This window comes from Alsobacter sp. R-9, assembly GCF_054612375.1.
The window spans coordinates 544,944-570,552 of sequence record NZ_JBTSWJ010000001.1; the positions used below are offsets into that span (position 1 = coordinate 544,944).

The 25,609-nt window shown below is 71.1% G+C and carries 19 protein-coding genes; 14 read left to right on the forward strand and 5 right to left on the reverse strand.

The features are described from left to right. The first annotated feature begins 5 nt into the window (after positions 1-5). The 9 genes from ACX9GQ_RS02515 (at position 6) to choV (ending at position 13,511) form a co-directional block, all read left to right on the forward strand. Positions 6-2,102, forward strand: coding sequence for a hydantoinase/oxoprolinase family protein (locus ACX9GQ_RS02515; protein ID WP_459627952.1), 2,097 nt, complete (start codon positions 6-8; stop codon positions 2,100-2,102). After that, complete coding sequence (locus ACX9GQ_RS02520; RefSeq protein ID WP_459628000.1) at positions 2,095-3,231, forward strand: iron-containing alcohol dehydrogenase; 1,137 nt, start codon at positions 2,095-2,097, stop codon at positions 3,229-3,231. Before ACX9GQ_RS02515 ends, ACX9GQ_RS02520 begins: the two co-directional genes overlap by 8 nt. Positions 3,232-3,251: 20 nt before the next feature. Next, complete coding sequence (locus ACX9GQ_RS02525) at positions 3,252-4,361, forward strand: mandelate racemase/muconate lactonizing enzyme family protein (protein WP_459627953.1); 1,110 nt, start codon at positions 3,252-3,254, stop codon at positions 4,359-4,361. A 188-nt stretch (positions 4,362-4,549) separates the two neighbouring features. Then, entirely contained in the window at positions 4,550-6,097 is a 1,548-nt protein-coding gene (locus ACX9GQ_RS02530; protein WP_459627954.1) for a trimethylamine methyltransferase family protein, read from the forward strand. 107 nt (positions 6,098-6,204) lie between these two features. Further along, positions 6,205-8,712: a GcvT family protein gene (locus tag ACX9GQ_RS02535; protein ID WP_459627955.1), complete on the forward strand. Its 2,508-nt coding sequence runs from the start codon at positions 6,205-6,207 to the stop codon at positions 8,710-8,712. A gap of 24 nt (positions 8,713-8,736) precedes the next feature. Then, a complete protein-coding gene (locus ACX9GQ_RS02540; protein WP_459627956.1) occupies positions 8,737-10,293 on the forward strand; it encodes a trimethylamine methyltransferase family protein in 1,557 nt (518 codons plus the stop codon). Between the two features lie 134 nt (positions 10,294-10,427). After that, positions 10,428-11,375: a choline ABC transporter substrate-binding protein gene (locus ACX9GQ_RS02545; protein WP_459627957.1), complete on the forward strand. Its 948-nt coding sequence runs from the start codon at positions 10,428-10,430 to the stop codon at positions 11,373-11,375. 73 nt (positions 11,376-11,448) lie between these two features. Next, positions 11,449-12,294 (forward strand): choline ABC transporter permease subunit, encoded by an 846-nt coding sequence (choW, locus tag ACX9GQ_RS02550; RefSeq protein ID WP_459627958.1) that lies wholly within the window; start codon positions 11,449-11,451, stop codon positions 12,292-12,294. Continuing rightward, positions 12,294-13,511 (forward strand): choline ABC transporter ATP-binding protein, encoded by a 1,218-nt coding sequence (choV, locus tag ACX9GQ_RS02555; protein WP_459627959.1) that lies wholly within the window; start codon positions 12,294-12,296, stop codon positions 13,509-13,511. The genes choW and choV overlap by 1 nt, the downstream gene beginning before the upstream one ends. Positions 13,512-13,514: 3 nt before the next feature. On the opposite strand, the gene betA is transcribed toward choV, so the two are convergent. The 5 genes from betA to ACX9GQ_RS02580 all read right to left on the reverse strand — a co-directional run bounded on the left by betA (position 13,515) and on the right by ACX9GQ_RS02580 (position 20,576). Further along, positions 13,515-15,179: a choline dehydrogenase gene (betA, locus tag ACX9GQ_RS02560; RefSeq protein WP_459627960.1), complete on the reverse strand. Its 1,665-nt coding sequence runs from the start codon at positions 15,177-15,179 to the stop codon at positions 13,515-13,517. Positions 15,180-15,429: 250 nt separating this feature from the next. Next, positions 15,430-17,115, reverse strand: a complete 1,686-nt coding sequence (locus tag ACX9GQ_RS02565; RefSeq protein WP_459627961.1) for a formate--tetrahydrofolate ligase — start codon at positions 17,113-17,115, stop codon at positions 15,430-15,432. 188 nt (positions 17,116-17,303) lie between these two features. Next, positions 17,304-18,320: a GlxA family transcriptional regulator gene (locus ACX9GQ_RS02570; protein ID WP_459627962.1), complete on the reverse strand. Its 1,017-nt coding sequence runs from the start codon at positions 18,318-18,320 to the stop codon at positions 17,304-17,306. A gap of 374 nt (positions 18,321-18,694) precedes the next feature. Next, a complete protein-coding gene (locus ACX9GQ_RS02575; protein WP_459627963.1) occupies positions 18,695-19,822 on the reverse strand; it encodes a hypothetical protein in 1,128 nt (375 codons plus the stop codon). Between the two features lie 124 nt (positions 19,823-19,946). Next, positions 19,947-20,576: a DUF1134 domain-containing protein gene (locus ACX9GQ_RS02580; protein WP_459627964.1), complete on the reverse strand. Its 630-nt coding sequence runs from the start codon at positions 20,574-20,576 to the stop codon at positions 19,947-19,949. A gap of 142 nt (positions 20,577-20,718) precedes the next feature. Between ACX9GQ_RS02580 and ACX9GQ_RS02585 the strand changes: the two genes are divergently transcribed. The 5 genes from ACX9GQ_RS02585 (at position 20,719) to ACX9GQ_RS02605 (ending at position 25,603) form a co-directional block, all read left to right on the forward strand. Further along, a complete protein-coding gene (locus tag ACX9GQ_RS02585; protein ID WP_459627965.1) occupies positions 20,719-21,198 on the forward strand; it encodes a YHS domain-containing (seleno)protein in 480 nt (159 codons plus the stop codon). A gap of 107 nt (positions 21,199-21,305) precedes the next feature. Next, entirely contained in the window at positions 21,306-21,953 is a 648-nt protein-coding gene (gene chpT, locus ACX9GQ_RS02590) for a histidine phosphotransferase ChpT (protein ID WP_459627966.1), read from the forward strand. Positions 21,954-22,062: 109 nt separating this feature from the next. Then, positions 22,063-24,723: a hybrid sensor histidine kinase/response regulator gene (locus ACX9GQ_RS02595; protein WP_459627967.1), complete on the forward strand. Its 2,661-nt coding sequence runs from the start codon at positions 22,063-22,065 to the stop codon at positions 24,721-24,723. Then, the gene (locus ACX9GQ_RS02600) at positions 24,720-25,241 is read left to right on the forward strand and encodes a chemotaxis protein CheW (protein WP_459627968.1); all 522 of its coding nucleotides are present in this window, start codon (positions 24,720-24,722) and stop codon (positions 25,239-25,241) included. Before ACX9GQ_RS02595 ends, ACX9GQ_RS02600 begins: the two co-directional genes overlap by 4 nt. Next, positions 25,238-25,603, forward strand: coding sequence for a response regulator (locus ACX9GQ_RS02605; protein ID WP_459627969.1), 366 nt, complete (start codon positions 25,238-25,240; stop codon positions 25,601-25,603). Before ACX9GQ_RS02600 ends, ACX9GQ_RS02605 begins: the two co-directional genes overlap by 4 nt. Positions 25,604-25,609 lie beyond the last annotated feature (6 nt).

A 25,609-nucleotide genomic window follows, 5' to 3' on the forward strand; every position in this document is an offset into this window, starting at 1 on the left:
CGACCGTGGACCGCTTCGTCATCGGCATCGACACCGGCGGGACCTACACCGACGCGGCGCTGGTCGACGGCGCCGCGCGGCGCGTGGTTGCGCGGGCGAAGGCCCTGACGACCCGGGGCGACCTCGCCGTCGGTGTCGGCGAGGCGCTGGCTGCCGTGCTGGCGGAGGCGGACAAGGCTGGCATCGGCCCGCGCGACATCTCGCGGCTCTGCCTGTCGACGACGCTCGCCACCAACGCCATCGTCGAGGGGCATGGCTCGCACGTCGCGGTGATCCTCGTCGGGTTCGACGACGCGATGGCGGAGCGGACGGGCATCGCCGCGACCCTGCCGGGGACTCCGGTGCTGCGCGTGGCGGGCGGGCACGACCACGCGGGACAGGAGCAGGCTCCGCTCGATCTCGTGTCCGCGGAGGCTTTCGTCGGGGAGATGAAGGGGCGTGTCGCGGCCTATGCCGTCGCCTCCCACTACGCCGTCCGGAACCCGGCGCACGAGCACGCCGTGCGCAACGCCGTGGAGCGGATCGCCGGCGTCCCGACCAGCCTCTCCGTCGACCTCTCCCGCGCGCTGGACGCGCCGCGCCGGGCGCTCACCGCGGCGCTCAACGCCCGGATCATCGCGCGCATCGCCGCCCTCGTCGCCGCCGTGCGACAGGCCATGGTCCGCAACGGCCTCGACGCGCCATTGATGGTGGTGAAGGGCGACGGCTCGCTCGCCGCCGCCGACTTGGTGGCGCGCCGGCCGATCGAGACCATCCTGTCGGGTCCTGCCGCCAGCGTGGTGGGCGCGCGGTTCCTCTCCGGGCTCGACGATTTCGTCGTGTCCGACGTCGGCGGAACGACGACGGACGTGGCGACGGTCGAGAAGGGCTGGCCTCGGCTGGACCGGGAGGGCGCCGTCGTCGGCGGTCGTCGCACGCTGGTGCGAGCCGTCGCCATGCGGACCTACGGGCTCGGCGGCGACAGCGAGGCGACCGTCGCCCCCGACGGGACGGTGAGCCTGAAGCCCAACCGCGTCGTGCCGCTCTCGCTCATGGCCGCACGCCATCCCGCCGTGATCGACCGCATGCGGCTGATGCTGGACGACCCGCAGGGAGAGCCTCATGCCGGTCACTTCGTCATGCGTCCTTTCGCCCGGAAGGACGGGGCCGACCCGCGCGGGCTCGGGGTCCGCGAGGCCGAGATCCTCGCTGTCGTAGGGGACGAGCCGGTGCCGCTCGGCCGGGTCGTGCACGGGCCGACGCGGCAGAAGGCGCTGGAGCGCCTCGTGGCGCAGGGCCTCCTGCATGTCGCCGGCTACACGCCGAGCGACGCCGCGCACGTGCTCGGCCGGCAGGGTCAGTGGAACCGCGAGGGCGCCGTGCTCGGCGGGCTGCTGCTGCAGCGCCGGCTGACGATGGTCGCGCCCGGTACCGCGGAGGACCGCGAGGCGGCGGCGCTGGCCTTCGCCGAGGCGGTGACGGAGGCGATGGTCCGCCAGTCCGGCCGCGTGCTGATCGCGTCGCTGGTCGAGACTCCTCCCGCGGAGGGAGACCCGTTCGTGGAGGCCGTGGCGAGCGGCACGGGCCGGGTCGGTGGCCTCGCGGTGTCACTGCGCCCGGCCGTGCCGCTGGTGGCAGTCGGCGGTCCGGCGCCCGTCTTCTATCCCGAGGTGGCGCGGCGGCTCGGCTGCGAGCTCGTGCTCGCCGAGCACGCGGACGTCGCCAACGCCGTGGGCGCCGCGGTCGCACTGGTCCGGGCACGGGCCAGCGTCGAGGTCACCTCGGCGGGCCCGGGTCTGTGGCGAGTGCACGGAGAGGGCGAGCCGGTGTCGTTCATGGACCCCTCGGAGGCGCTCGCCGCCGCGGTCGGCGTCGCGCGCGCACAGGCCCGTGCGACCGCCCTTGCCATGGGCGGGGAGGGGACCGACATCGAGCACGCCATCGACCGCGCCGACATCCCCGGCGCCCTCGGCGACAAGGGGCTGGTCGCCGCCACCGTCATCGCGTCATGCTGGGGCGCGGCCGCGCCCACTCCCGCCGAGGGCGCTGCCGCGCCTATTGCCACCTTGGGCGCTGGCGCGCCCGGGGCCACCGAGGAGACGACCCGTGCCCGTGATGCTTGAACCCGTGCCGCCGATGCTCCAGGGCGAGGGCGCGCTCGATGCGCTGGGCGGCCATGCCGCCCGCCTCGCCGGCGAGGGTGCCGCCGTGCTGCTCGTCGCCGATCCCGGCCTCGCGGCCTCGGGCATGATCGACGCTGCCGCCGCCTCGCTGCGTGCCGCCGGGCTCGGGCCGGCCGTCTTCTCCGACATCAAGAGCGACCCCACCTCGAAGCAGGTCGACGCGGCGGCGGCGCTGGCGCGGGAGGCAGGCGCCCGGGCCGTCGTGGCATTCGGCGGCGGCTCGGCGATGGACGCCGGCAAGCTCGCCGCCGCCGTCGCGGGCGGGCGGGAGCCTGCCGGGCACTACGCGCTCTGCGCCAACCCCTTCCCCGCCGGCGCGCTGCCGAAGATCTGCATCCCCACCACCTCGGGCACCGGGTCGGAGACGACACGCGTCAGCGTCATCGGCGACGAGGCGGGCGCCAAGCAATGGTACTGGGGGGCGGAGCTGCGGGCAGATCTCGTGCTGCTCGACCCGGCGCTGACGGTGGGGCTTCCGCCGCACCTCACCGCCGCGACGGGCATCGATGCGCTGGTGCACGCGATGGAGGCGGCGACCAATCGCAACGCCAATCCCGCGAACGACGTCTATGCCCACGCCGCCATCCGGCTCGCCGTGCGGCACCTCGAGACGGCGGTGGCCCGGCCGACAGACATCCCCGCCCGGGCCGGGATGCAGCTTGCGGCGGCCTTCGCCGGTGTCGCCATCGACAATGCCGGCACGGCCATCGGCCACAACATCGGTCACGCCCTCGGCTCGCTGCGTCCGATCCACCATGGCCGCGCCGTCGGTGTGGCGATGGTGGCGACGCTGCCGTGGAACGTGGAGGGCGACGACGGGGCCTTCGCCGCCGTTGCTGACGCGATGGGCCTGTCTGCCGCGTCGGAGGTCCCGGCGGCCTTCGAGCGGCTGATGCGCGCGACCGGCGTGCGGATCTCGCTCGCCGGCGAGTTCGACGGCGTCACGCCGGAACGGCTGGCGGCGCAGATGGCGCGGCCGGAGAACGAGGCCATGCGGCGGTCGAACCGCCGGGCGCCGGGCGACGACGACATGCTGCGCTTCGCGCAGGCCGTGCTGTCGCAGGCGTGAGTGCGCAGGGGAGGGACGCCATGAAGATCACCGGCATTGAGATCACGCAGCACCGCTACCACTTCGACCCGCCCTTCCATGCCAGCTGGGACACGCGGCCGCGCACCTTCTGGGACGCGACCATCGTCCGCGTTCACACCGACGGTGGCGTGACGGGCATCGGCTCGGGCGACCTCATGGTCGGCTTCGCCGGGCACGAGCACCTGTTCGTCGGGCAGGACCCAATGGACATCGAGCGGCACTACCGCGTCATCAACAACATCCAGTTCCACTACGGCCGCTGTTGGCCGCTCGACCTCGCGCTGTGGGATCTCGCGGGAAAGATCACCGGCCAGCCGGTCTACAAGCTGCTCGGCGGCCTGACCGACAGGGTGCGCGCCTACGCGTCCTCCGGCATGCTCCGCGACCCCGAGGCGCTGGCCGACGTGGCCGAGCGCTACATCGCCCAGGGCTTCCGGGCGATGAAGATCCGCTTCCACCGCGGCGACTGGCGCAAGGACATCGCGGCGCTCTCGGCCGTCCGCAAGCGCGTCGGGCACAAGCTGGAGCTGATGGTCGACTGCAACCAGGGCTGGCGCCTGCCGTGGGACACCTATCCGGCGTGGTCGCTGAAGGACGCGCTCGTCGTGGCGCGCGAGTTGGAGCAGCTCGGCGTCTACTGGATGGAGGAGCCGCTGCACCGCTCCGACCGCGAGGGCATGCGGCGGCTGCGCGAGATGACGGCGGTGCGCGTCGCGGGCGGCGAGATGACGCGCGAGCTCTACGAGTTCCGCGACCTCATCGTCGACCAGTGCCTCGACGTGCTGCAGCCTGACGCCGCGCTCGTCGGCGGCATCACGGGGCTGCGCCGCGTGGCGGCGATGGCGATGGAGCACAACCTCGTCTTCACCCCGCACACCTGGACCAACGGCATGGGCGTGATGGCCAACGCGCATCTTGTCTGCGGCATGGTGGAGGGCGTGTTCCTCGAATACCCCTACGACCCGCCCGAGTGGGGCCTCGACCGGCGCGACTACATGATGGCCGAGCCGCTGAAGGTCGACGGGGACGGCTTCATCGTCATGCCCTCGGCTCCTGGCCTCGGCTATGCGCTGGACGAGGAGATGCTGGCGAAGACGCGGGTGGGGTGAGCCCGCCTCCTGCGTCTCTCCCGGTCCCGTCCTTCTGCAAGGGCTCCTCCGCCGTCATCCCCGGCGGCGTCTTTGTCCCAATCGCGACCCGCGTGACGCATTCGGGAAAGTCCCCGACGCGCCTCCGGAAGCAGCGGCCGGCCGTCCCCCCATCATGCCGTCGAGACGGGACGCGGGCGGAGACGGCGATGAGCGAGGACATCCAGGCGACCGGCCGCGAGGGCCGGCGCGGACGCGAGGCGCGGCGCGCGGCGCGGGCCCAGCGCGGAGCGGCCTCGATCCCCTACATCACGCGCAATATCCCGATCACGGAGGTGCTGTCCGCCGAGGGGCTGGAGATCATCGAGCACAATGCCGAGACGATCCTGCAGGAGATCGGCATCGACTTCCGCGATTGCCCTTCGGCGCTGGCGCTGTTCAAGGCCGCCGGCTGCGACGTGAAGGGCGAGCGCGTGCGCTTCCCGCGCGGGCTGGCGCGCCAGCTCGTCTCGACCGTGCCCTCCGACTACGTCCAGCACGCGCGCAACCCCGCGCGCAGCGTCCACATCGGCGGGAAGGACACCGTCTTCGCGCCGGTCTACGGCTCGCCCTTCGTGCACGACATCGAGAAGGGCCGCCGCTACGGCACGATCGAGGACTTCTGCAACTTCGTGAAGCTCGCCTACCAGTCGCCCTTCATGCACCACTCGGGCGGCACGGTGTGCGAGCCGGTCGACCTGCCGGTCAACAAGCGCCATCTCGAGATGGTCTACGCGCACATGCGCTGGTCGGACAAACCCTTCATGGGGTCCGTGACCCATCCCGACCGCGCGCAGGACACGGTGAACCTCGCGGGCATCCTCTTCGGCGACGAGTTCATCCAGTCGAACACCGTCTGCACGAGCCTCATCAACGCCAACTCCCCGATGGTGTGGGACGCGACGATGATCGGTGCGGCCGAGGTCTATGCGCGAAACAACCAGGCGACGGTGATCACGCCGTTCATCCTGTCGGGCGCGATGAGCCCGGTGACCATCGCCGGCACGCTGACGCAGGTGCTCGCGGAGGTGCTGGCCGGCGTCGCCTTCACCCAGCTCGTGCGCCCCGGCGCGCCGGCGATCTTCGGCACCTTCGTCTCGACGCTGTCGATGCAGTCGGGCGCGCCGACGTTCGGCACGCCGGAGGCGGCGCTCGCCATCTACGGGGCGGCGCAGCTGGCGCGGCGCCTGAACATGCCGTTCCGCACCGGCGGGTCGCTCTGCGCCTCCAAGCTTCCGGACGCGCAGGCCGCCTACGAGAGCGCGCAGACGCTCATTCCCACGCTGCACGCCGGCACCAACTTCGTGCTGCACGCGGCCGGCTGGCTGGAGGGCGGGCTCGCCTCGTCCTACGAGAAGTTCGTCATGGATTGCGACCAGCTCGGCATGATGCACGTGCTGGCGAAGGGCATCGACGTCAGCGAGAACGGGCAGGGGCTCGACGCCTTCCGCGAGGTGGCGCCGGGAGGGCACTTCCTCGGCTGCGCGCACACGCAGGCGAACTTCGAAACGGCCTTCTACCGGTCGTTCATCGCCGACAACAACTCGGTCGAGCAGTGGGAGGCCGAGGGCCGTCTCGACGCCGCCCAGCGCGCCCACCGCGTGTGGAAGAAGTCACTCGCCGACTACGAGGCGCCGCCGATCGACCCGGGCGTCGACGAGGCGCTGCGCGACTACATCGAGCGCAAGAAGGCCTCGATGCCGGACGCGACGCATTGAACGCAGGATGACGGGCCGCTGCGCAGCACCGCCATGCGCGGGCTGCGTCGGGGCTCGCGCCGGCCGTGGTGCCGGCCTAGGATCGAGGACGACGGGGGAGGGCAGGCATGCGGACGCAGGCGCGGGCGGTGGTGATCGGCGGCGGCGTCGTCGGCGTCTCGACGCTCTATCATCTGGCGAGGAAGGGCTGGACCGACAGCGTCCTCATCGAGCGCAAGGAGCTCACCTCCGGCTCCACATGGCATGCCGCCGGCCTGCTGCCGCTCTTCAACATGAGCTACTCGGTCGGCCAGATCCACAAGTACTCGGTGGCGCTCTACAAGCGCCTCGAGGCGGAGACGGGCCAGCCGGTGGGGCTGAAGCCCGTGAGCAACATCCGCCTCGCCCGCACGCGCGACCGCTGGGACGAGTACATGGCCTATGCCGGCGTCGCCGCGACCATTGGCGTGGACGTGCGGGTGCTCACCCCGGCGCAGGTCAAGGAGATTTGGCCGCTGTGCGAGACGGATGGGCTGCTGGGCGCGATCCAGCATCCCGAGGACGGCTACATCCAGCCCGCCGACCTGACGCAGGCTCTGGCCAAGGGCGCCCGCGCCATGGGCGCGGAGATCAATCGCTACACGACGGTGACCGGCGTCGAGCGGACGCTGTCCGGTGAGTGGCGGGTGAAGACGGACAAGGGCGACATCGTCTGCGAGCACGTCGTCTGCGCCTCTGGCAACTTCGCCCGCCGTACGGGTGCGATGTTCGGGCTCGACGTGCCGGTGATCCCGGTGGAGCACCAGTACGTCGTCACCGAGCCGCATCCTGCCATCGTCGAGCGGCACCGGCAGGGTCTGCCCGAGATGGGCGTGCTGCGCGAGTCCGACAGCTCCTGGTACATGCGCGAGGAGAATGGCGGGCTCATCCTTGGCCCCTACGAGAAGGGCGCCCCCTGCTGCTACGTCGACGGGCCCGACGACGGCAGCGAGTACGAGCTGTTCCAGGAGGACCTCGACCGGCTCGCGCCGCACATCGAGACCGCCATCGCCCGCGTCCCGGCCTTCGGCGAGGTCGGCATCAAGAAGGTCTACAACGGCGCCATCGCCTACACGCCCGACGGCAGCCCCATCGTGGGCCCCGCCTGGGACGTGCCGAACGTGTGGCTCAACGAGGGACATTCCTTCGGCGTGACGGCCGCCGGCGGCGCCGGCTGGCAGCTCGCCGAATGGATCGTGGAGGGCGAGCCCACCATCGACATGATGGGCGTCGACCCGCGCCGGTTCGGCCCCTATGCCGGCCGCGGCTACCTGCGCCGCAAGACGGAGGAGGCCTACGCCAACGTCTTCACCGTCCACTACCCGGACGAGGAACGCATCGCGGCGCGGCCGCTCAAGACCACGCCGTGCCATTCCCGCATGAAGGCACTCGGCGCGGTGTTCGGCTCGGTCTACGGCTGGGAGCGGCCGAACTGGTTCGCGCCGCCCGGCTACGCCGTGCCGGCGTCGGAGCTCAACGTCGACGACGTGTTGCTCAACGAGAACCACGCCCCGGCGGCGGAGGACGGCAAGGTGAAGGAGCGCTGGAGCTTCCGCCGCTCCAACTACTTCCCCTTCGTCGGCGAGGAGGTGAAGGCGGTCACCGGCGGCGTCGGCCTGCAGGACATGTCGGCCTTCGCCAAGGCCCTCGTCACCGGTCCCGGCGCGCGGGCGTGGCTGGACTCGATCTTCGCCAACCGCATCCCGAAGCCGGGGCGCATCGCGCTCTGCCACCTGCTCACCACGCGCGGCGGAGTGCGGGCCGAGTTCACCGTCTACGAGCGCGCGCCGGGCGAATTCTACCTCGTCTCGGCGGGGGCGCTGGAGCGGCACGACCACGATACGCTGAGGAAGCTCCTGCCCGCCGATGGCAGCGTCACCTTCACCCCCTTCACCCAGATGCAGGGCGTGCTCGTGCTCGCCGGCCCGCGGTCTCGCGAGGTGCTGCAGTCGCTCACCGACGCCGACGTGTCGAACGCCGGGTTCCCATGGCTGACGGGCAAGCGGATCTCGGTGGGGCCGGTGCACTGTGACGTGCTGCGCGTCAACTTCGTGGGTGAGCTCGGCTACGAGTTCCACCATCCTATCGAGATGCAGAACGCGCTGTTCGACGTGCTGATGGAGGCCGGCGCGCCGTTCGGCATCCGGCCCTTCGGCATCCGCGCCATGATGTCGATGGCGCTGGAGAAGTCCTACCGCCTCGTCGGCCGCGAGATGTCCATCGAGTACTCGGCCTACGAGTCCGGCCTCGACCGCTTCGTGCACCCGAACAAGGGCCCGTTCCTCGGCCGCGACGCGCTGGTGGCGTGGCGCGAGCGCGGGGCCGCCAACCGCTTCGTGACGCTGGAGGTGCACGGCGTGACCGACGCCGATGCGCGCGGCTCGGAGCCGATCCGCCTGAACGGCGAGATCGTGGGGCGGTCCACCTCGGGCGGCTTCGGGTGGCGCACCGGCAAGTCGCTCGCTCTCGCCATGGTGCGGCCCGACCTCGGCGAGATCGGGCAGGAGCTGGAAATCTCCATTCTCGGAAAACCGCATCGGTGTACGGTGATCGGCGAGAGCCCGTTCGATCCGACAAACGAACGGCTGCGCGCCTAGCCCATCGCCTCGAAAGTCATCGCCATGTCCGACGCCGCCGGTTCTCCCGCCCGCTCCCGCCGCGAGGGGCACCGCGCGCCGCGGGCGCGCGTGCAGCGCATCGCCGAGCGGCAGATGCCGTGGCGGCAGCTGCGCAACCCCTATCGCCCGTTCGAGATCCTGTCGGCCGACGCGGTGGAGGCCATCCACCGCGCCTCGCTCGACATCCTCGAGACAACGGGCATCGCCATCCAGTCGGAAAGCGTGCGGCGGCTGTGCGTCGAACACGGCGCGGAGCCCGTGGAGGGTGCGCGCGTTCGGTTCGACCGGGCGCTGGTGGAGAGTGCCGTGGCGACGGCGCCGTCCTCCTTCTCCATGCACACGCGCAACCCCGGGCGCAGCGTCACGGTGGGCGACGGGCACCTCGTCTTCGCCACGGTGAGCGGGCCGCCCAACTGCTCGGACCTCGAGCTTGGTCGCCGGCCCGGCACCATGGCCGACTACGAGGACTTCCTGCGCCTCGCGCAGTTGTTCAACATGGTGCATGTCGTGGGCGGCTATCCGGTCGAGCCCCTCGACGTGCCCGTGCCGATCCGCCACTTGCACGGCCTGCGGGCGATGGTGCGGATGACCGACAAGGTGCCGCGCATCTACTGCCATTCCCTGCAGCGCACCCGCGACGCACTGGAGATCATCCGCCTCGCCAACGGCCTGTCGGAGGCACAGGTGACGGACAGGCCGGTGGCCTTCGCCATCATCAACACCAACTCGCCGCTGCAGCTCGACGCGGCGATGGTGGAGGGCATCGCCGAGATGGCGCGGCTGAACCAGCCCACCGTCATCACGCCCTTTACGCTCTCCGGGGCGATGGCGCCGGTGACGCTGATCGGCGCCATCGCGCAGCAGAACGCCGAGGCGCTGGCCGGCATCGCCGTGAGCCAGTTCGCCCGCAAGGGCGCGCCGGTGGTCTACGGCGCCTTCACGACCAACGTGAACATGAAGTCGGGCGCGCCCGCCTTCGGCACGCCTGAATATGCCAAGGCGGCGATCATCTCCGGGCAGATGGCGCGGCGCTACGGGCTGCCGTTCCGCTCGTCCAACATCAACACGTCGAACGCGCCGGACGCGCAGTCGGCATACGAGTCGATGATGGCGACGTGGTCCGCCGTGACGGGCGGCGTCAACTTCCTGCACCAGGCCATGGGGTGGCTGGAGGGCGGGCTCACCGCCAGCCTCGAGAAGTTCGTGCTCGACGTCGAGATGCTGCAGCTCTTCGCGAGCTTCCTGCAGCCGGAGACGGTGGACGCCGACACGCTGGCGCTCGGCGCCATCGACGAGGTCGGCCCCGGCGGGCACTTCTTCGCCACGCCCCACACGCTGGCTCGCTACGAGACGGCCTTCTACAGCCCGCTGGTCTCCGACTGGCGCAACTTCGAGAGCTGGCGGCAGGACGGCGCCGTCGACGCCACGCACCGCGCCGGGGCCATCGCACGGCAGGCGCTGGCGGAGTATGAGCCCCCGCCACTCGACCCCGCCGCCGCCGAGGCCATCGACGCCTTCGTCGCCCGCCGCACCGAGGAGGGCGGGGCGCCGGTCAACTGACGATCGCGGCGGTGTCGATGATACCGGCGCCTGAAATGCCCGGGATGGCGCGCGGGCCGCTCTTCCGTGTGACAGAACCGTGATGCACCATGCGGCGCGGGGCCGATGAACGGCCCGGGACGAAGAGGGGTGTCATGAGCGTTTCACGGTCCATCCTGGCGGGTTTCGCCGCCGTTCTGCTGTCGGCGGGGTCCGCGGCGGCTGCCGATCCGGCGGCGTGCAAGACGGTGCGGTTCTCCGACGTCGGCTGGACCGACATCACCGCGACGACGGCCATGGCATCGGCGGTCCTCAAGGGGCTGGGCTACACCCCGAAGACGGAGGTGCTCTCGGTTCCGGTGACCTACACGTCCCTGAAGAACAAGAACATCGACGTCTTCCTCGGCAACTGGATGCCGACGATGGAGGCCGACATCAAGCCGTACCGCGAGGACAAGTCGGTCGAGGTGGTGCGCGTGAACCTCGAGGGTGCCAAGTACACTCTCGCCGTGCCCGCCTACACCTACGAGGCCGGGCTCAGGACCTTCGCCGACATCGCCAAGTTCGAGAAGCAGCTCGGCGGCAAGATCTACGGGATCGAGCCCGGCAACGACGGCAACCGGCTGATCCTCGACATGATCAAGGATAACAAGTTCGGCGTGAAGGGCTTCCAGCTGGTCGAGAGCTCCGAGCAGGGCATGCTCACCCAGGTGGAGCGGGCGACCCGGCGCAAGGAGCCCGTCATCTTCCTCGGATGGGAGCCGCATCCGATGAACTCCAAGTTCCAGATCAAGTACCTCGAGGGCGGCGACGACGTGTTCGGCCCCAACCTCGGCGGGGCGACCATCTACACCAACGTCCGCGCGGGCTACCTGCAGGAGTGCCCGAACGTCGGCCAGTTCCTGAAGAACCTCACCTTCACGCTGGACATGGAGAACCGCGTGATGGGCAAGATCCTGTTCGACAAGGTGGAGGCCGACAAGGCGGCGGCGGAGTACCTCAAGGCCAACGCCGCGGTGCTCGACGGATGGCTCGCCGGCGTCACCACGCTCGACGGCAAGCCGGGCCTGCCGGCGGTGAAGGCGTCGCTCGGCGTGAAGTGAGCGGTCGCGGCGCGGGGCCGGCGGGATGTTCCTGCTCCACTCCGCGCCCTGACCCCGGAACGGGGCACACGCCATGGAAGAGTGGTTCACCGGCTGGAAGCTGCCGCTGGGGCGGTGGATCGAGAGCGGGATCGAGGTCCTCAACGACAATGCGCAGGGCGTGTTCGACGTCATCTCCGCCGTGCTCGGCGGCGGCATCGGCGCGGTCACGGCGGGCCTGCTCTGGCTGCCGCCCGCGGCGGTGATGGCGCTCTTCGCCGCCGGGGCGTGGTGGCTGCACCGCTCGGTCGCGCTCGTCGTGTTCATCGTCGCGTCATTCGCGCTCATCGCCAATCTCGGCTACTGGCAGCCGACGATGGAGACGCTGTCGCTGGTGGCCTTCGCCACGCTCACCTGCGTCGTCATCGGCGTGCCCGTGGGCATAGCGGCCGCTCACCGTCCGTGGCTCTACGCCGTGCTGCGGCCGGTGCTCGACCTCATGCAGACGATCCCCACCTTCGTGTACCTGATCCCGACGCTCCTGCTGTTCGGCCTCGGCGTTGTGCCGGGGCTGATCTCGACGGTCATCTTCGCCATCCCGGCCCCGATCCGTCTCACCTGGCTCGGCATCACCGGCGTGCCGAAGCAGATGATCGAGGCGGGCGAGGCGTTCGGCGCGACGCGCTGGCAGCTGCTGTGGAAGGTCGAGCTGCCGGCGGCGCTGCCCACCATCATGGCCGGCATCACGCAGTGCATCATGCTCAGCCTGTCGATGGTGGTCGTCGCCGCGCTCGTCGGCGCGGACGGGCTTGGCAAGTCGGTGGTGCGGGCGCTGAACACGGTGAACGCCGCGATGGGCTTCGAGGCCGGGCTCGCCATCGTCATCATCGCCATCGTGCTCGACCGGGTGCTGCGCCAGCCGCAGAAGAAGGCCCGCTGATGCAGCCCGCGGCGATCGCCTTCGAGGACGTCGACATCGTCTTCGGCGAGAGGCAGAAGGAGGCCTTGGCCCGGCTCGACGCCGGGGGCACGCGCGCAGACATCCTGGCGGAGACCGGCGCCGTGATCGGCGTCGCCGGCGCCACGCTCTCCGTAGCGCCGGGCGGCATCTGCGTGCTGATGGGGCTCTCGGGCTCCGGCAAGTCGACGCTGCTGCGCGCCGTCAACGGGCTCAACCCGGTGACGCGCGGGCGGGTGCTGGTGCGGCATGGCGAGGCGGTCGTCGACGTCGCGTCGTGCGCTCCCGAGCAGCTGCGGGCCCTGCGCTCCACGGGCGTGGCGATGGTGTTCCAGCAGTTCGCGCTGCTGCCGTGGCGCAGCGTCGCCGAGAACGTCGGCTTCGGCCTCGAACTGCGCGGCGTGCCGCGGGCCGAGCGGGAGCGGATCGTCGCCGAGAAGCTGCGCATGGTGGGGCTCGAGGCTTGGGCGAACAAGCATGCGAGCGAGCTCTCGGGCGGGATGCAGCAGCGCGTCGGGCTGGCCCGCGCCTTCGCCACGGACGCCGACATCCTGCTCATGGACGAGCCGTTCTCGGCGCTCGACCCGCTGATCCGGGCGAAGCTGCAGGACGAGCTCCTCGACCTCCAGAAGCGGCTGCGCAAGACGATCCTGTTCGTCAGCCACGATCTCGACGAGGCGCTGAAGCTCGGCAGCCACATCGCCATCATGGAGGGCGGCCGGATCGTGCAATCGGGCACGCCGGAGGACATCGTCCTGCGGCCCGCCAATGCCTATGTCCGCGAGTTCGTCGCCCATGTGAACCCGCTCAACGTGCTCACGGCGTGGAACGTGATGCGCGACCGGCGCGACCTCGAGCCGTGCCCGGACGGCGATGGCGGCGGCTGGCTGTGGCTCGACCGCCGGCGCACCACGCGCTTCCGGATCGACGCGGATGGGCGCGTGACGGCGGCCGAGCGCGACGGCCGCCCGGCCACGTGGCTCGCCTGCGAGGAGGCGGAGGCGGACTTCGCGCCTGCGGCGAACCCGGTGTTCTGGGCGCGGACCGACACGCCGCTGCGCCCCGTGATGCTCGCCATGCACCGCGATGCGGCACCGGTGGCCGTGTTCGACGGCGAGGACCGGTTCCTCGGGGCCATCGGCGTGCGGGACCTGCTGCAGGCGATCCTCAAGCGCGACCGCGAGCCGGCCGTGTCCTGAGCCTCAACGCTGGCGAGTCTGCCAGTCCTGCGCGACGAACACCGGGACGTTCGAGGCCGCCATCGGTTCGCGGCCGAGGATGAGGTCGGAGGCCTTCTCGCCGATCATGATGGCCGGAGCGTTCAGGTTGCCGGTGGTGATTGTCGGCATGATCGACGTGTCTGCGACGCGCAGGCCCTCGACGCCGATGACGGCGAGCGTCGGGTCGACCACGGCACCGGGGTCGTCGGCGCGGCCCATGCGGCAGGTGCCGCAGGGATGGTAGGCGCTCTCGACGCGCCGGCGGATGAAGGCGTCGATGGCCTCGTCCGACTGCACGTCGGCGCCGGGCGAGATCTCCCTGCCGCGGAAGCGGTCGAAGGCCGGCTGGGCGAAGATCTCGCGCGTCAGCCGCACGCAGGCGCGCATCTCCTCCCAGTCCTCCGGGTGGCTCATGTAGTTGAACAGGATCGAGGGCGGCGCGAAGGGGTCGGCGTTGCGCAGCGCGACGCGGCCGCGGCTCTTCGAGCGCATCGTGCCGACATGCGCCTGGAAGCCGTGGGCCGTCACCAGCGCGCTGCCGTCGTAGGAGATCGCCGCCGGGAGGAAGTGGTACTGGATGTCGGGCCACTGCACGCCGGCGCGGCTGCGGATGAAGCCGCAGCTCTCGAAGTGGTTCGTGGCGCCGAGGCCGTCGCGCCGCAGCAGCCAGCGCAGGCCGATCATCGCCTTCGCCACCGGGCTCATCGCCGAATAGAGCGTGATGGGCTCGCGGCACTCCACCTGGAAGTAGAACTCGAGGTGGTCCTGCAGGTTCTGGCCCACGCCGGGCCGGTCGGCGACGACGCCGATGCCGAGGCGCGCCAGGTCGGCGGCGGGGCCGATGCCGGAGTGCAGCAGCAGCAGCGGCGAGTTGATGGCGCCGGCGGCGAGCACCACTTCGCGCCGCGCGCGCGCCACGGTTTCCGGCGCTCCGGGTCCCGGCCGATAGGCGACGCCAACGGCACGACGCCCTTCGAAGACAATGCGCGTGGTCATCACCTGGCTGCGCAGGTGGACGTTGGGGCGGCGCAGCGCCGGCCTGAGGTAGGCGTTGGCGGCGCTCCAGCGGCGGCCGGCATGGATGGTGCGGTCCATCCGGCCGAAGCCCTCCTGCCGGTAGCCGTTGACGTCCTCCGTCTCGGCGTAGCCCGCCTGCTTCGCCGCGTCGATGAAGGCGCGGTAAAGCGGGTTCGTCATCGGCCCGTAGCTGGTGTGAAGCGGCCCCGAGCCTCCGCGCCACGCGTCGGCGCCCTCCTCGCGGGTTTCGGCGCGCCGGAAGTAGGGCAGCACGTGCCGCCAGCCCCAGCCGTCGGCGCCCTGGCTCTCCCAGCCGTCGAAGTCCAGCGCGTTGCCGCGGATGTAGACCATGCCGTTGATCGACGACGAGCCGCCGATCACCTTGCCGCGCGGCACGTGCAGGCGACGCCCGTCGAGGTGGGGCTCGGGTTCGGTCTCGTAGCGCCAGTCGTAGCGCGGCGAGTTCATCGGGATCGACAGCGCGCTCGGCATCTGGATGAACGGCGAAGCGTCGGAGCCGCCCGCCTCCAGCACGAGCACGGTCGTCGTGCCGTCCTCCGACAGGCGGTTGGCCATGACGCAGCCGGCCGACCCGGCGCCGACGACGATGAAGTCGAACGCGTCCGCCATGGTCAGCGCCGGCGGTGGCCTGCGTGCGGCGCCCGCCCCTCATCCGGCCGTGCCGGCGCACGGCCACCATCTCCCCGCAAGCGGGGAGATGGGATCGGCCGCCTCCTCGCGTCGTGCCGGACGTCGTCCTCGTGAACCGCGTGCAGGGGCGAGGCAAGAACGAGGCCCGGATGCCGGGCAGCTTTCCCTTCGCCCCGCTCGCGGGGAGAAGGTGGCGCGAGGCGCCGGAGGAGGGGCCTTGCGGCAGCGGTCACGACAGGCCCTCGATCAGCCCTGCCGCATCGAGCCGGATCTGCTCGGCCGCGGGCACGCGCGGCAGGCCGGGCATGGTCATGATCTCCCCGCAGATGACGACGAGGAACCCGGCGCCGGCCGAGAGGCGCACCTCGCGGATCGGGACGACGTGGCCGGTCGGCGCACCGCGCAGGTTCGGGTCGGTGGAGAACGAGTACTGCGTCTTCGCCACGCAGATCGGCAGATGGCCCCAGCCAGCGGCCTGAAGGTCGCGGAACTGGTTGCGCACTCCCTGGTCAGCGATGATGTCCGCCGCGCCGTAGATCTCGGTGGCGATGAGGCGCACCTTGTCCCAGAGCGGCAGTTCGTCGGCGTAGAGCGGGCGGAAGCCCTCGCCGTCGAGAGGCCGCTTGCGCTCGGCGAGCGCCACGACCTCGTGCGCCAGCGCCTCGATCCCCCGCGACCCGTCGGCCCAGTGCGAGCAGACGACGGCGGTGACGCCGAACTGGTCGCGGCACATGGTGCGGATCAGCTCCAGTTCCGCCTCGGTGTCGGTGCCGAAGCGGTTGATGCCGACGACCACGGGCACGCCGAACTTGCGCACGTTGGCGACGTGGCGGCCGAGATTGGCCATGCCGCGGCGCACCGCCTCGACGTTCTCCGGGCCGAGCTGGTCGCGCGGGATGCCGCCGTGCATCTTCAGCGCGCGCACCGTGGCGACGACCACCGCGGCCGCCGGATCGAGCCCGGCCTTGCGGCACTTGATGTCGAAGAACTTCTCCGCCCCGAGGTCGGCGCCGAAGCCGGCCTCCGTGACCACGTAGTCGGCGAGCTTGAGCGCCGTGCGCGTCGCCATCACCGAGTTGCAGCCGTGGGCGATGTTGGCGAAGGGGCCGCCGTGGACGAAGGCGGGGTTGCCCTCGAGCGTCTGCACCAGGTTGGGTTGCAGCGCGTCCTTCAGAAGCACCGTCATCGCGCCCTCGGCCTTGAGGTCGCGCGCCGTCACGGGCGCCCTGTCGCGCGTTTGCGCCACCACCATGCGTCCGAGCCGGTCCTCGAGGTCTGCGAGGTCTTTGGCGAGGCAGAACACCGCCATCACCTCAGAGGCCACGGTGATGTCGAAGCCGTCCTCGCGCGGGAAGCCGTTGGAGACGCCGCCCAGCGAACCGACGATCGAGCGCAGGGCACGGTCGTTCATGTCGAGAACGCGTCGCCACGTGACACGGCGCGGATCGATGCCGAGCCCGTTTCCCCAGTAGACGTGGTTGTCGAGCATCGCGGCGAGCAGGTTGTTCGCCGAGGTCATGGCGTGGAAGTCGCCGGTGAAGTGCAGGTTGATCTGCTCCATCGGCACGACTTGCGCGTAGCCGCCGCCCGCCGCGCCGCCCTTCATGCCGAAGCATGGCCCGAGCGAGGGCTCGCGCAGGCAGATCATGGCCTTGCGGCCAATGCGGTTGAGCCCGTCGCCGAGGCCGACCGTCGTCGTCGTCTTGCCTTCCCCCGCCGGGGTCGGGCTGATGGCGGTGACGAGGATCAGCTTTCCGTCGGGCTTGTCGCGGAGGCTGTCGATGTGGCCGAAGCCGACCTTGGCGATGTGGTGCCCGTAGGGATGAAGCGCCTCGCCGGGGATGCCGAGGCCTGCCGCGACCTCCTGGATCGGGCGCAGCCGCGCCGCCCTTGCGATCTCGAGGTCGCTTGCCATGGTCCCGTCTCCCCCGCCGCTGACTGCCCGGTCGTCCCACCGGCTCCGGTCACGCCAGTGTGGCCCGGCGGCGGCCCGGGGTAAGAACCCTTTGCGTCGCCTTCTGGCCTGAATGCGTCGCGACCGTTCTCCAGGCGACATCCGCCAGGCACCAGCCGCGGCACGGCCCGCGTGCGAGCGATGCCTGCTCACGCCACGTGGCGGCGTTCCTGGCTCGGCGTGCGGCCGAAGTGCTCGCTGTAGCACTTGGAGAAATGCGAGGCCGAGACGAACCCGCAGGCGAGCCCGATGGTGAGGATCGGCATCGACGTCTGGCGAAGCAGGTAGCGCGCACGGTTCAGGCGCAATCCCAGGTAGTAGCGAGTGGGGGCCTCGCCGATATACTTTCGGAACAGCCGCTCCAGCTGGCGCGTGGAGAGCCCGACCTGCCGGGCGAGGTCGGCGCAGGAGAGCGGGCTCTCCAGGCTCTGCTCCATCTCCGACACCACGGCGAGGAGCTTGGGATGGGCGACGCCGAGGCGCGCGCGCAGCTCCATCCGCTGGCGCTCGTGGCTGTCGCGCTGGCGGTGGTGGATGAGCTGGTCCGTCACCTGCGCGGCGATGTCCGGCCCCTTCTGCTTGGTGATCATCGACAGCATCATGTCGATGGCCGCCGTCCCGCCGGCGCAGGTGAACCGGTTGCGGTCGATCTCGAAGAGCTCCTGCGTGACCTCGATGTCGCCGAACTCCTCGCGGAAGCTGTCGTGGTTCTCCCAGTGGATCGTGCAGCGCCGGCCGGAGAGCAGGCCCGCCTTGGCGAGCACGTAGGTGCCCGTGCACACGGCCCCGATCGACACGCCGTAGAAGGCGAGGGTGCGCAGCTTGGCGATCAGCTCGCGGTGGTCGAAGCGATTGACGTCGATCCCCGCGCACACGACCACGGCGGGCATCGGCCCGACGTCGGCATAGGCGCCGTCGACGGCGATGGTGACGCCGTTCGACGCGGTCACGGGCTTGCCGTCCGGCGAGAAGATGCGCCAGCCGTAGATCGGCTTCCCGTAGCACCGGTTGGCGAGTCGCAGCGGCTCCAGCGCCGACGTGAAGGCGATCATCGAGAAGTCGGGCACCATCAGGAACCCGAAGGTGTGGACGCTGTCGGCGACCGGACCCTCGGGCTGGGACGGCGCGGGCTCGACGACGGCGCCCCGCGGCGGCGTTCCATGCATGGCAGACTGTGCCCTTTGCGACATCGATGCGCCACGACCGGACGGCGTGCGTGCCGAAGGTCGAGCATATGCGACACCTTATGTCGCAAATGGTCAAGTCCGGCGCGACGTCGCGGCCGGTCGTCCTTCTCCCCGCGTGCGGGGAGAAGGTGGCGCGAAGCGCCGGATGACGGGGGCGGCGTGCCTGGATAATGCGTGGACGGGCAACTGCCCGCGCCCATGGACCGGAGGAGGGGTTGTTGCCGGCCACTCCGGGCGGCCACCCCTCATCCCCCTCTGCTTCGCTCCGGGTTCTCCCCGCCCAGTTCCGGGTTCTCCCCGCCCAGTGGAGAGAAGGGAGCAGCCGATCCGTTCGGGCGGGGCCTGCCGTTTGCTCAGCCCTTCGGCGCGGGCTCGGCGACCGTGGTGAGGCGCGCGCGGCGCCGGTCGGGGCGGGGCGGGGCCGGCGGTTCGCCGGACTGGGGAGACGCGACGCGGAGGATCTCGGCGGAAAGCCGCTCCATCTCCTCGCGCAGGGCCTCGTTCTCGAGCCGCTGGGCGGCGAGGCCCGCGTCCTTCTCGCGCCGCAGGCGGTCGCGCTCCGCCTTCAGCGCCTTGCGCGTCTCGGCGGCGGCGGCGAGGGCCTTGTCGGCAGCCTCCTTGTCGGCCCGCAGTTCCTCGATGCGGCGGGCCAGTTCGGAGAGTTCGCCCTCGGCGGTCTCGATGCGCTGCGTCTCGGCGTGCAGAAGCTTCTGGCGCTCGGCGCTCTCTGCCGTCGCGGTGGCGAGGCGGGCCGTGGCCTCCGCCCTCTCCCCGCGCAGCCGCTCGATGAGCGCGTCCTGCTCGTCGCGCTCGTGCTGCAGGCCGTGGAGCCGGTTCTCGGCAAGCGCGCGGTCCGTCTCCAGGCCGTTGATGCGCTCCTCGCGCTCCTCGATCGTCCGGCGGGCGTCGTCGAGGTCGCGAGACAGGTCGGCGACCTGAAGATCGAGGGCCTCGATCCGCGTCTCCAGCGTCGCGATGACGACGCGCCGCTCGTCGGCGACGAGTTGCAGGGCCGCGTGCTCGGTGCGCAGCGCGGCAAGGTCCCCCTGCCGCGCGGCGAGTTCGGCGGAGAGGCGCTCGCCCTCTGCCTTCGAGGCTGCGAGGGCGGCTTCGGTCTCGGCGAGCGTCTTCGTCAGCGTGGCGACCTGGTCCTCGAGCCGCGCGATGGTGGCGGCCTGGCTGGCCGACAGCGCCTTGAGATCGGCGATCTCGACCGCTCGCCGGCCGAGCTCGGCCATGTCCTCGGCCTTCGTCTTCAGCACCGATTCGGCGCGCAGTTCCGCCTTGCGGGCCTCCACGGCCAGCTCGGCGCGCAGGTGGTCGCGCTCCGCGGCGACCTCGGCGAGGGAGAGGGGCAGCCGCGCCTCGATGCGCCGGCGGGCCAGCCGCTCGGCACGCCCGGCCAGCGCCGGAAGGATCAGCAGCGCCGCGAAGGCCGTCGCGAGCACGCCCATGGCGAACACCATGACGAGTTCGATCACGGGCGGCTGACCTCGCTCAGTGGGCCAGGATGCTGGAGGACTGCAGTCCGGGGCCGAAGGGGTGTGGGCACGTTACACAACGCCGTCCGGAGTGGCAAAGGCCCCGGACCGGGAGCAAGGCCGGTCAGAAGGGATTCCACGTCGCGTCGGGCGTGAACTTCAGGTAGCCGACGTTGACGCCGAGCCGGGCGCCCACGCCGGCCGAGATCGGCACCACGACGATGTCGTTGGCGGTCAGGCCCGTCATGCGGAAGCCGCCGACGAAGTAGGCGGAACCGTCGATGCCGCCGAAGCGCTGGAAGATCGCGTCCGTGGCGGGCAGGTTGTAGACGAGCATCATCGTGCGCGAGCCGTCGCCGCCGAAGTCGAAGCCGAGCGAGGGCCCCTGCCAGAACACGCGGCGGTCGCCGGCGTTTCGGGTGTAGAGCGTCCCCTCGCCGTAGCGAAGGCCGCCGAAGAAGGCGCCCGCGGCCTCCTGCCCGAGGATGTAGCCGTTCGGCTGGCCCCATCGACGCCCGGCCTCCTCGATCGTCATGGCGAGGCCACGGGAGACGTTCCCGAAGAACTTGTGGCCGGAGTCGACGAGTTCGTTCGGGCTGAAGGTATCGGGCTTCTGCGAGGTGCGCGGAGGTTTCGCTCCTCCCTGCTGGGCCGCGGCCGGGCCGGCGAGCGGCCCGGACAGCGTGCCCCCCGCCGCCAGCATCGCCGACATGCCCAGGAGAACAGCCTCACGCCTCGTGCGCTTCGCGGTCATGTCCCTTCCCCTCGTCGCGGCCGGGCGTCCGGTCGCCGTAACGGAACGTCAAGGCCCTTCGCCGCTGATAGGGGCCGGAGCCGGCATGGGCCGGCGGCCGCGAATCGCGATGGCGGGCAGCACGACACGATCCCGGCGAAACATGACCCTTGCAAGGCGAAACCTGATCACGGGCGCAGCCGTGTCCGTCCTCGCCGCGGCGCTGCCGGGCAGAGCCGGCGCGGCGCAGACGGAGCGCATCCTCGTCGACCCCGTCTCCGGGCTCGCCATCTACGGTTTCGACCCGGTCGCCTACTTCATCGAGGGCCGAGCCATGGCGGGAAGCCCGGACCACGAGGCCCCGTGGGGCAACGCCGTCTGGCGCTTCGGGTCGGAGGGCAACCGCGCCGCCTTCCTCGCCGATCCGGATGTCTACGCCCCGGCCTTCGGCGGCTACGACGCCGAGGCGGTGCTGAACGGCCTGGCGGTGGCCTCCGACCCCAACGTCTTCGCCATCATCCAGCAGCGGCTCCTGCTCTTCCGCGTCGCTGAGGGGCGGGACCGCTTCCTCGCAGGGGGCGCCTCGCTCGTCGCCGACGCCGAGAAGGCGTGGACGACGCTGCGCGAGACGCTGTCTCCGTGAGGGGCGCGACTTTCCCGGCAGGCGGTGGCAGTGTAATCGCGTGTGATCACCAGTTCCCAGACCGATTCGCCCGCGCCGCGGCGGCCGCGGGCGCCCCGGGAGGCCCCATGACGGTCGTCAATCTCGAAGCCCTGGATCTCGCGGCGCTCCTGTGCAGCCGCGTCTGCCACGACGTGATCAGTCCCGTCGGCGCCATCGTCAACGGCCTCGAGGTGCTCGAGGACGAGAAGGACGAGGCCATGCGCGGCTTCGCCCAGGACCTCATCCGCAAGAGCGCGAAGCAGGCCTCGGCTCGCCTCCAGTTCGCCCGCCTCGCCTTCGGGGCGGCCGGGTCGGCGGGGGCGTCGATCGACACCGGCGACGCCGAGAACGTCGCGCGCGGCTTCATCCAGGACGAGCGCACGACGCTGACGTGGACGGCGCCGCGGGTGCTGCTCCCCAAGAACCAGGTGAAGCTGCTGCTCAACCTGCTGCTGATCGCGCAGACGGCGGTGCCGCGGGGCGGCACCATCGGCGTGACGCTGACGGTCGAGGGCGAGCAGGGGACCTTCAAGGTCGCGGCGAAGGGCCTCAACGCCCGCATCCCGCACGCCGTCCCGGCGCTGCTGCGCGGAGAGCCGGAAAGCGGCACGGTCGATGCCCATGCCATCCAGCCCTTCTACACCGGGCTCATCGCCCGCGCGGCGAAGATGGACGTGACCCTCTCCATCGACGGCGACACCGTCACCATCGACGCGGTGCCGAAGGCGGCTTGAGCCGGGACGCCGGCGCGGCCTGAGCCGGCGCCGCGCCTTCATCCTCAACGGATCCTCAACCTTCCCACGCCACAGTGGCAGCCGGCGAAGAACGGCCTGCGGACGGCGGATGGACGAGATCCTGCGCGACTTCCTGACGGAAACCACCGACTCGATCGAGCAGGCGGACCGGGAACTCGTGCGCTTCGAGCGGGAACCGAACAACGAGACGGTCCTCGCCAACGTCTTCCGCATCGTCCACACCATCAAGGGCACCTGCGGCTTCCTCGGCCTGACGCGGCTCGAGACGCTGTCGCACGCGGCCGAATCCCTGATGGCCCGGTTCCGTGACGGCGCGCCCGTCACCTCCGACGCCGTCGACGTGATCCTCGCGGCCATGGACAGGATCAAGATGATCCTGCGGACGCTGGAGGAGACGGCGGCCGAGCCGGACGGCGACGATGCCGACCTGATCGCCGAGATGGACAAGCGCCTCGCGCGCATCGACATGCTGGCGGGCCTCGTCGACGAGGCGCTCGCCGAGGCGCCGGAGGCGGCACCGACCCCGCCGCCTGTCCGGCAGGGTCCGCCGCCCGCCGCCGATCCCGCCCCCGTGGCGGCTGCGCAACCGCTGCGTGCTCCTGCGCCGGACCCCGTCGAGCCCAGCCCGGCAGGGACGCGCAGCGCCGAGCCGCGGTCGCCCCGCCGGCCGTCCGCCCCGCCGGCGCCCGCCACCCCGGCGGTCCCCCGCACACCGATGATCCGCGTCAGCCTCGACACGCTCGAGAGCCTGATGACGATGGTGTCCGAGCTGGTCCTCACCCGCAACCAGCTCGTCGAGATCGCCCGCCGGACGGACAACAACGACTTCAAGGGTCCGTTGCAGCGCCTGTCCAGCGTCACCGCCGAGCTGCAGGAGCGCGTGATGAAGACGCGCATGCAGCCGATCAGCACCGCGTGGCAGAAACTGCCGCGGCTCGTCCGCGACCTCTCGGCGGAACTGGGCAAGGACATCGAGCTCGAGCTTTCCGGCGCCGAGACGGAGCTCGACCGGCAGGTGCTCGAGCTCATCAAGGACCCCTTCACCCACCTCATCCGCAACGCGGCTGACCACGGCATCGAGACACCGGAGGAGCGCCGGAAGGCGGGCAAGCCCGGTCGCGGGATCATCCGCATCTCGGCCGAGCACGAGGGCGGCACCATCACGATCGCCGTGGCCGACGACGGCCGCGGCCTCGATGTGGGGCGCATCGCCGCCAAGGCGCTGGAGCGCGGCCTCGCCTCGCCGGCCGAGATCGACCGGATGGACGACGAGCGCGTGGCGCGCTTCATCTTCGAGCCCGGCTTCTCCACAGTGTCGTCCGTCTCGCACGTCTCCGGCCGCGGCGTCGGCATGGATGTCGTTCGCAGCAACATCGAGCTCATCGGCGGGTCGGTCGACGTGCGCTGGACGCCGGGGCGCGGAGCCGTCTTCACGCTGAAGATTCCGCTGACGCTCGCCATCGTCTCCGCGCTCATCATCGAGACGGGCGGACAGCGCTACGCGATCCCCCAGTCGGTGGTGATGGAGCTCGTCCAGCCCGGCGCCTCGCCGGACCACCAGATGAAATCGGTGAGCGGCAGCCTGCTGCTGCGCCTGCGCGACACGCTCGTGCCCGTCGTGCGCCTCGCCGCTCTGCTCGGCATCGAGGAGGCCGGCACGGCCCCCCCGCCGGAGGAGGGCTTCATCGTCATCATGCGCGTCGGCTCGCGCGTCTGCGGGCTGGCGGTGGACGGCGTCTACCACACCGAGGAAATCGTCGTGAAGCCGATGTCGGGGCTGCTGCGCAGCCTGTCGATGTTCTCCGGCAACACGATCCTCGGCGACGGCGCCGTCATCCTCATCCTGGATCCGAACGGCGTCATGAGCCGCGTCGGCGATGAGCCGCGGACGCTCGCCGCCGATGCCCCGCAGTCCTCCGGCCCGCTGGCCCCGCGGCAGGACGAACGCACCTCTTTCCTCGTGTTCCGGGTCGGTCCGTCCGAGGTGAAGGCCGTGCCGCTCGCGGCGGTCACCCGCCTCGAGGAGATCGAGACCAGCGCCTTCGAAACCGCGGGCGGGCGCATCGTCACCCAGTACCGGGGCGAGCTGATCCCCATCGTGACCGCCCATCCGGGGATGGCGCTTCGCACGGAGGGCATTCAGCCGGTGCTCATCTTCACCGACCAGGAGCGCACGACCGGCGTCGCCATCGACGAGGTGGTCGACATCGTCGAGGAGCGTCTCGACATCCAGCCGATGGGGCAGGCGGCCGGCGTGGTGGGGACTGCCATCATCCGCGGCCGCGCCACCGAAATCCTCGACGTCGCGCACTATCTGCCGTCCCCGGACCGCGACGGCCGCGGCGCCGTGGCCTCCTCGCTCGGCGGACGCCGCCGCGTGCTGCTGGTCGACGGCGCGCCGTTCTTCCGCGGGATGCTGCTGCCCGTGCTCAAGGCCGAGGGCTACGACGTGGTGGCTCTGGCCGACGTCGACGCCGCACTCGGCCTCATCGCCCGCGGCGAACGCTTCGATGCCGTCGTCGCCGACGTCGACACGCCCGGTCGCGGCGGGTTCGACCTCGCCGAGGAACTGGCGGTTCCGGGCCGCGAGGGCTCGCCGCCCGTCATCGCGCTCGCGTCGCGCCTCCAGTCGGCGGCGGTGGACCGGGCCCGGCGGCTCGGCATCGCCGAGTTCGTCCTCAAGTTCGATCGCGGCGGCCTGCTGGGCGCCCTCGCCGAAGTGCTCGGCATGGTCGAGGAGGCCGCATGACCGCCCACGCGATCCGCGATGCGCTCGAGCCGGTCGCCTCCGCCACGACCGACTACGTGACGGTCGTCGTCGGCGGCCAGCTGTTCGGGCTGCCCATCGGCTGCGTGCACGACGTCTTCTTCACCGGCGCCGTGACGGCCATCCCGCTGGCGCCGCCGCAGGTGTCGGGCCTCATCAACCTGCGCGGCCGCGTCGTGACGGCGCTGTGCCTGCGCTGCCTGCTCGGCATGCCGAAGGGACCCACCCTCGCGGGAACGATGGTGGTCTGCCTCGAGCACGACGGGGAGAGCTACGGGCTCATCGTCGACCGGGTGGGCGAGGTGATGAACCTTCCCGCCTCGGAGAGCCAGCCCATCCCCATGAACCTCGACCCGCGGTGGGCACGCTGCGCGTCGGGCATCCACTGGCTGGAGGAGGGCCTGCTCGTCGTCGTCGACGTCGACCGGCTGCTCGATCCCGCCCAATTCCCGGCCCAGGAATGCAGGCCGGACGAGACCCAGAAAGGACAAGTCCCATGAAGCACTGTCTGATCGTGGACGACAGTTCCGTCATCAGGAAGGTGGCCCGCCGGATCCTCGAGTCCCTCGACTTCGAGATCGCCGAGGCCTCGGACGGGGAGCAGGGGCTCAAGGCGTGCTCGTCGCGGATGCCGGACGCCATCCTGCTCGACTGGAACATGCCGGTGATGGACGGCTACGAGTTCCTCAAGTCGCTGCGGCGCATGCAGGGCGGCGAGAAGCCGAAGGTCGTCTTCTGCACCACGGAGAACGACGTGGCGCACATTGCCCGCGCCATCCATGCCGGCGCGGACGAGTACATCATGAAGCCGTTCGACAAGGAGATCATGACGACGAAGTTCCAGCAGGTCGGCCTCGTCTGACCGCCG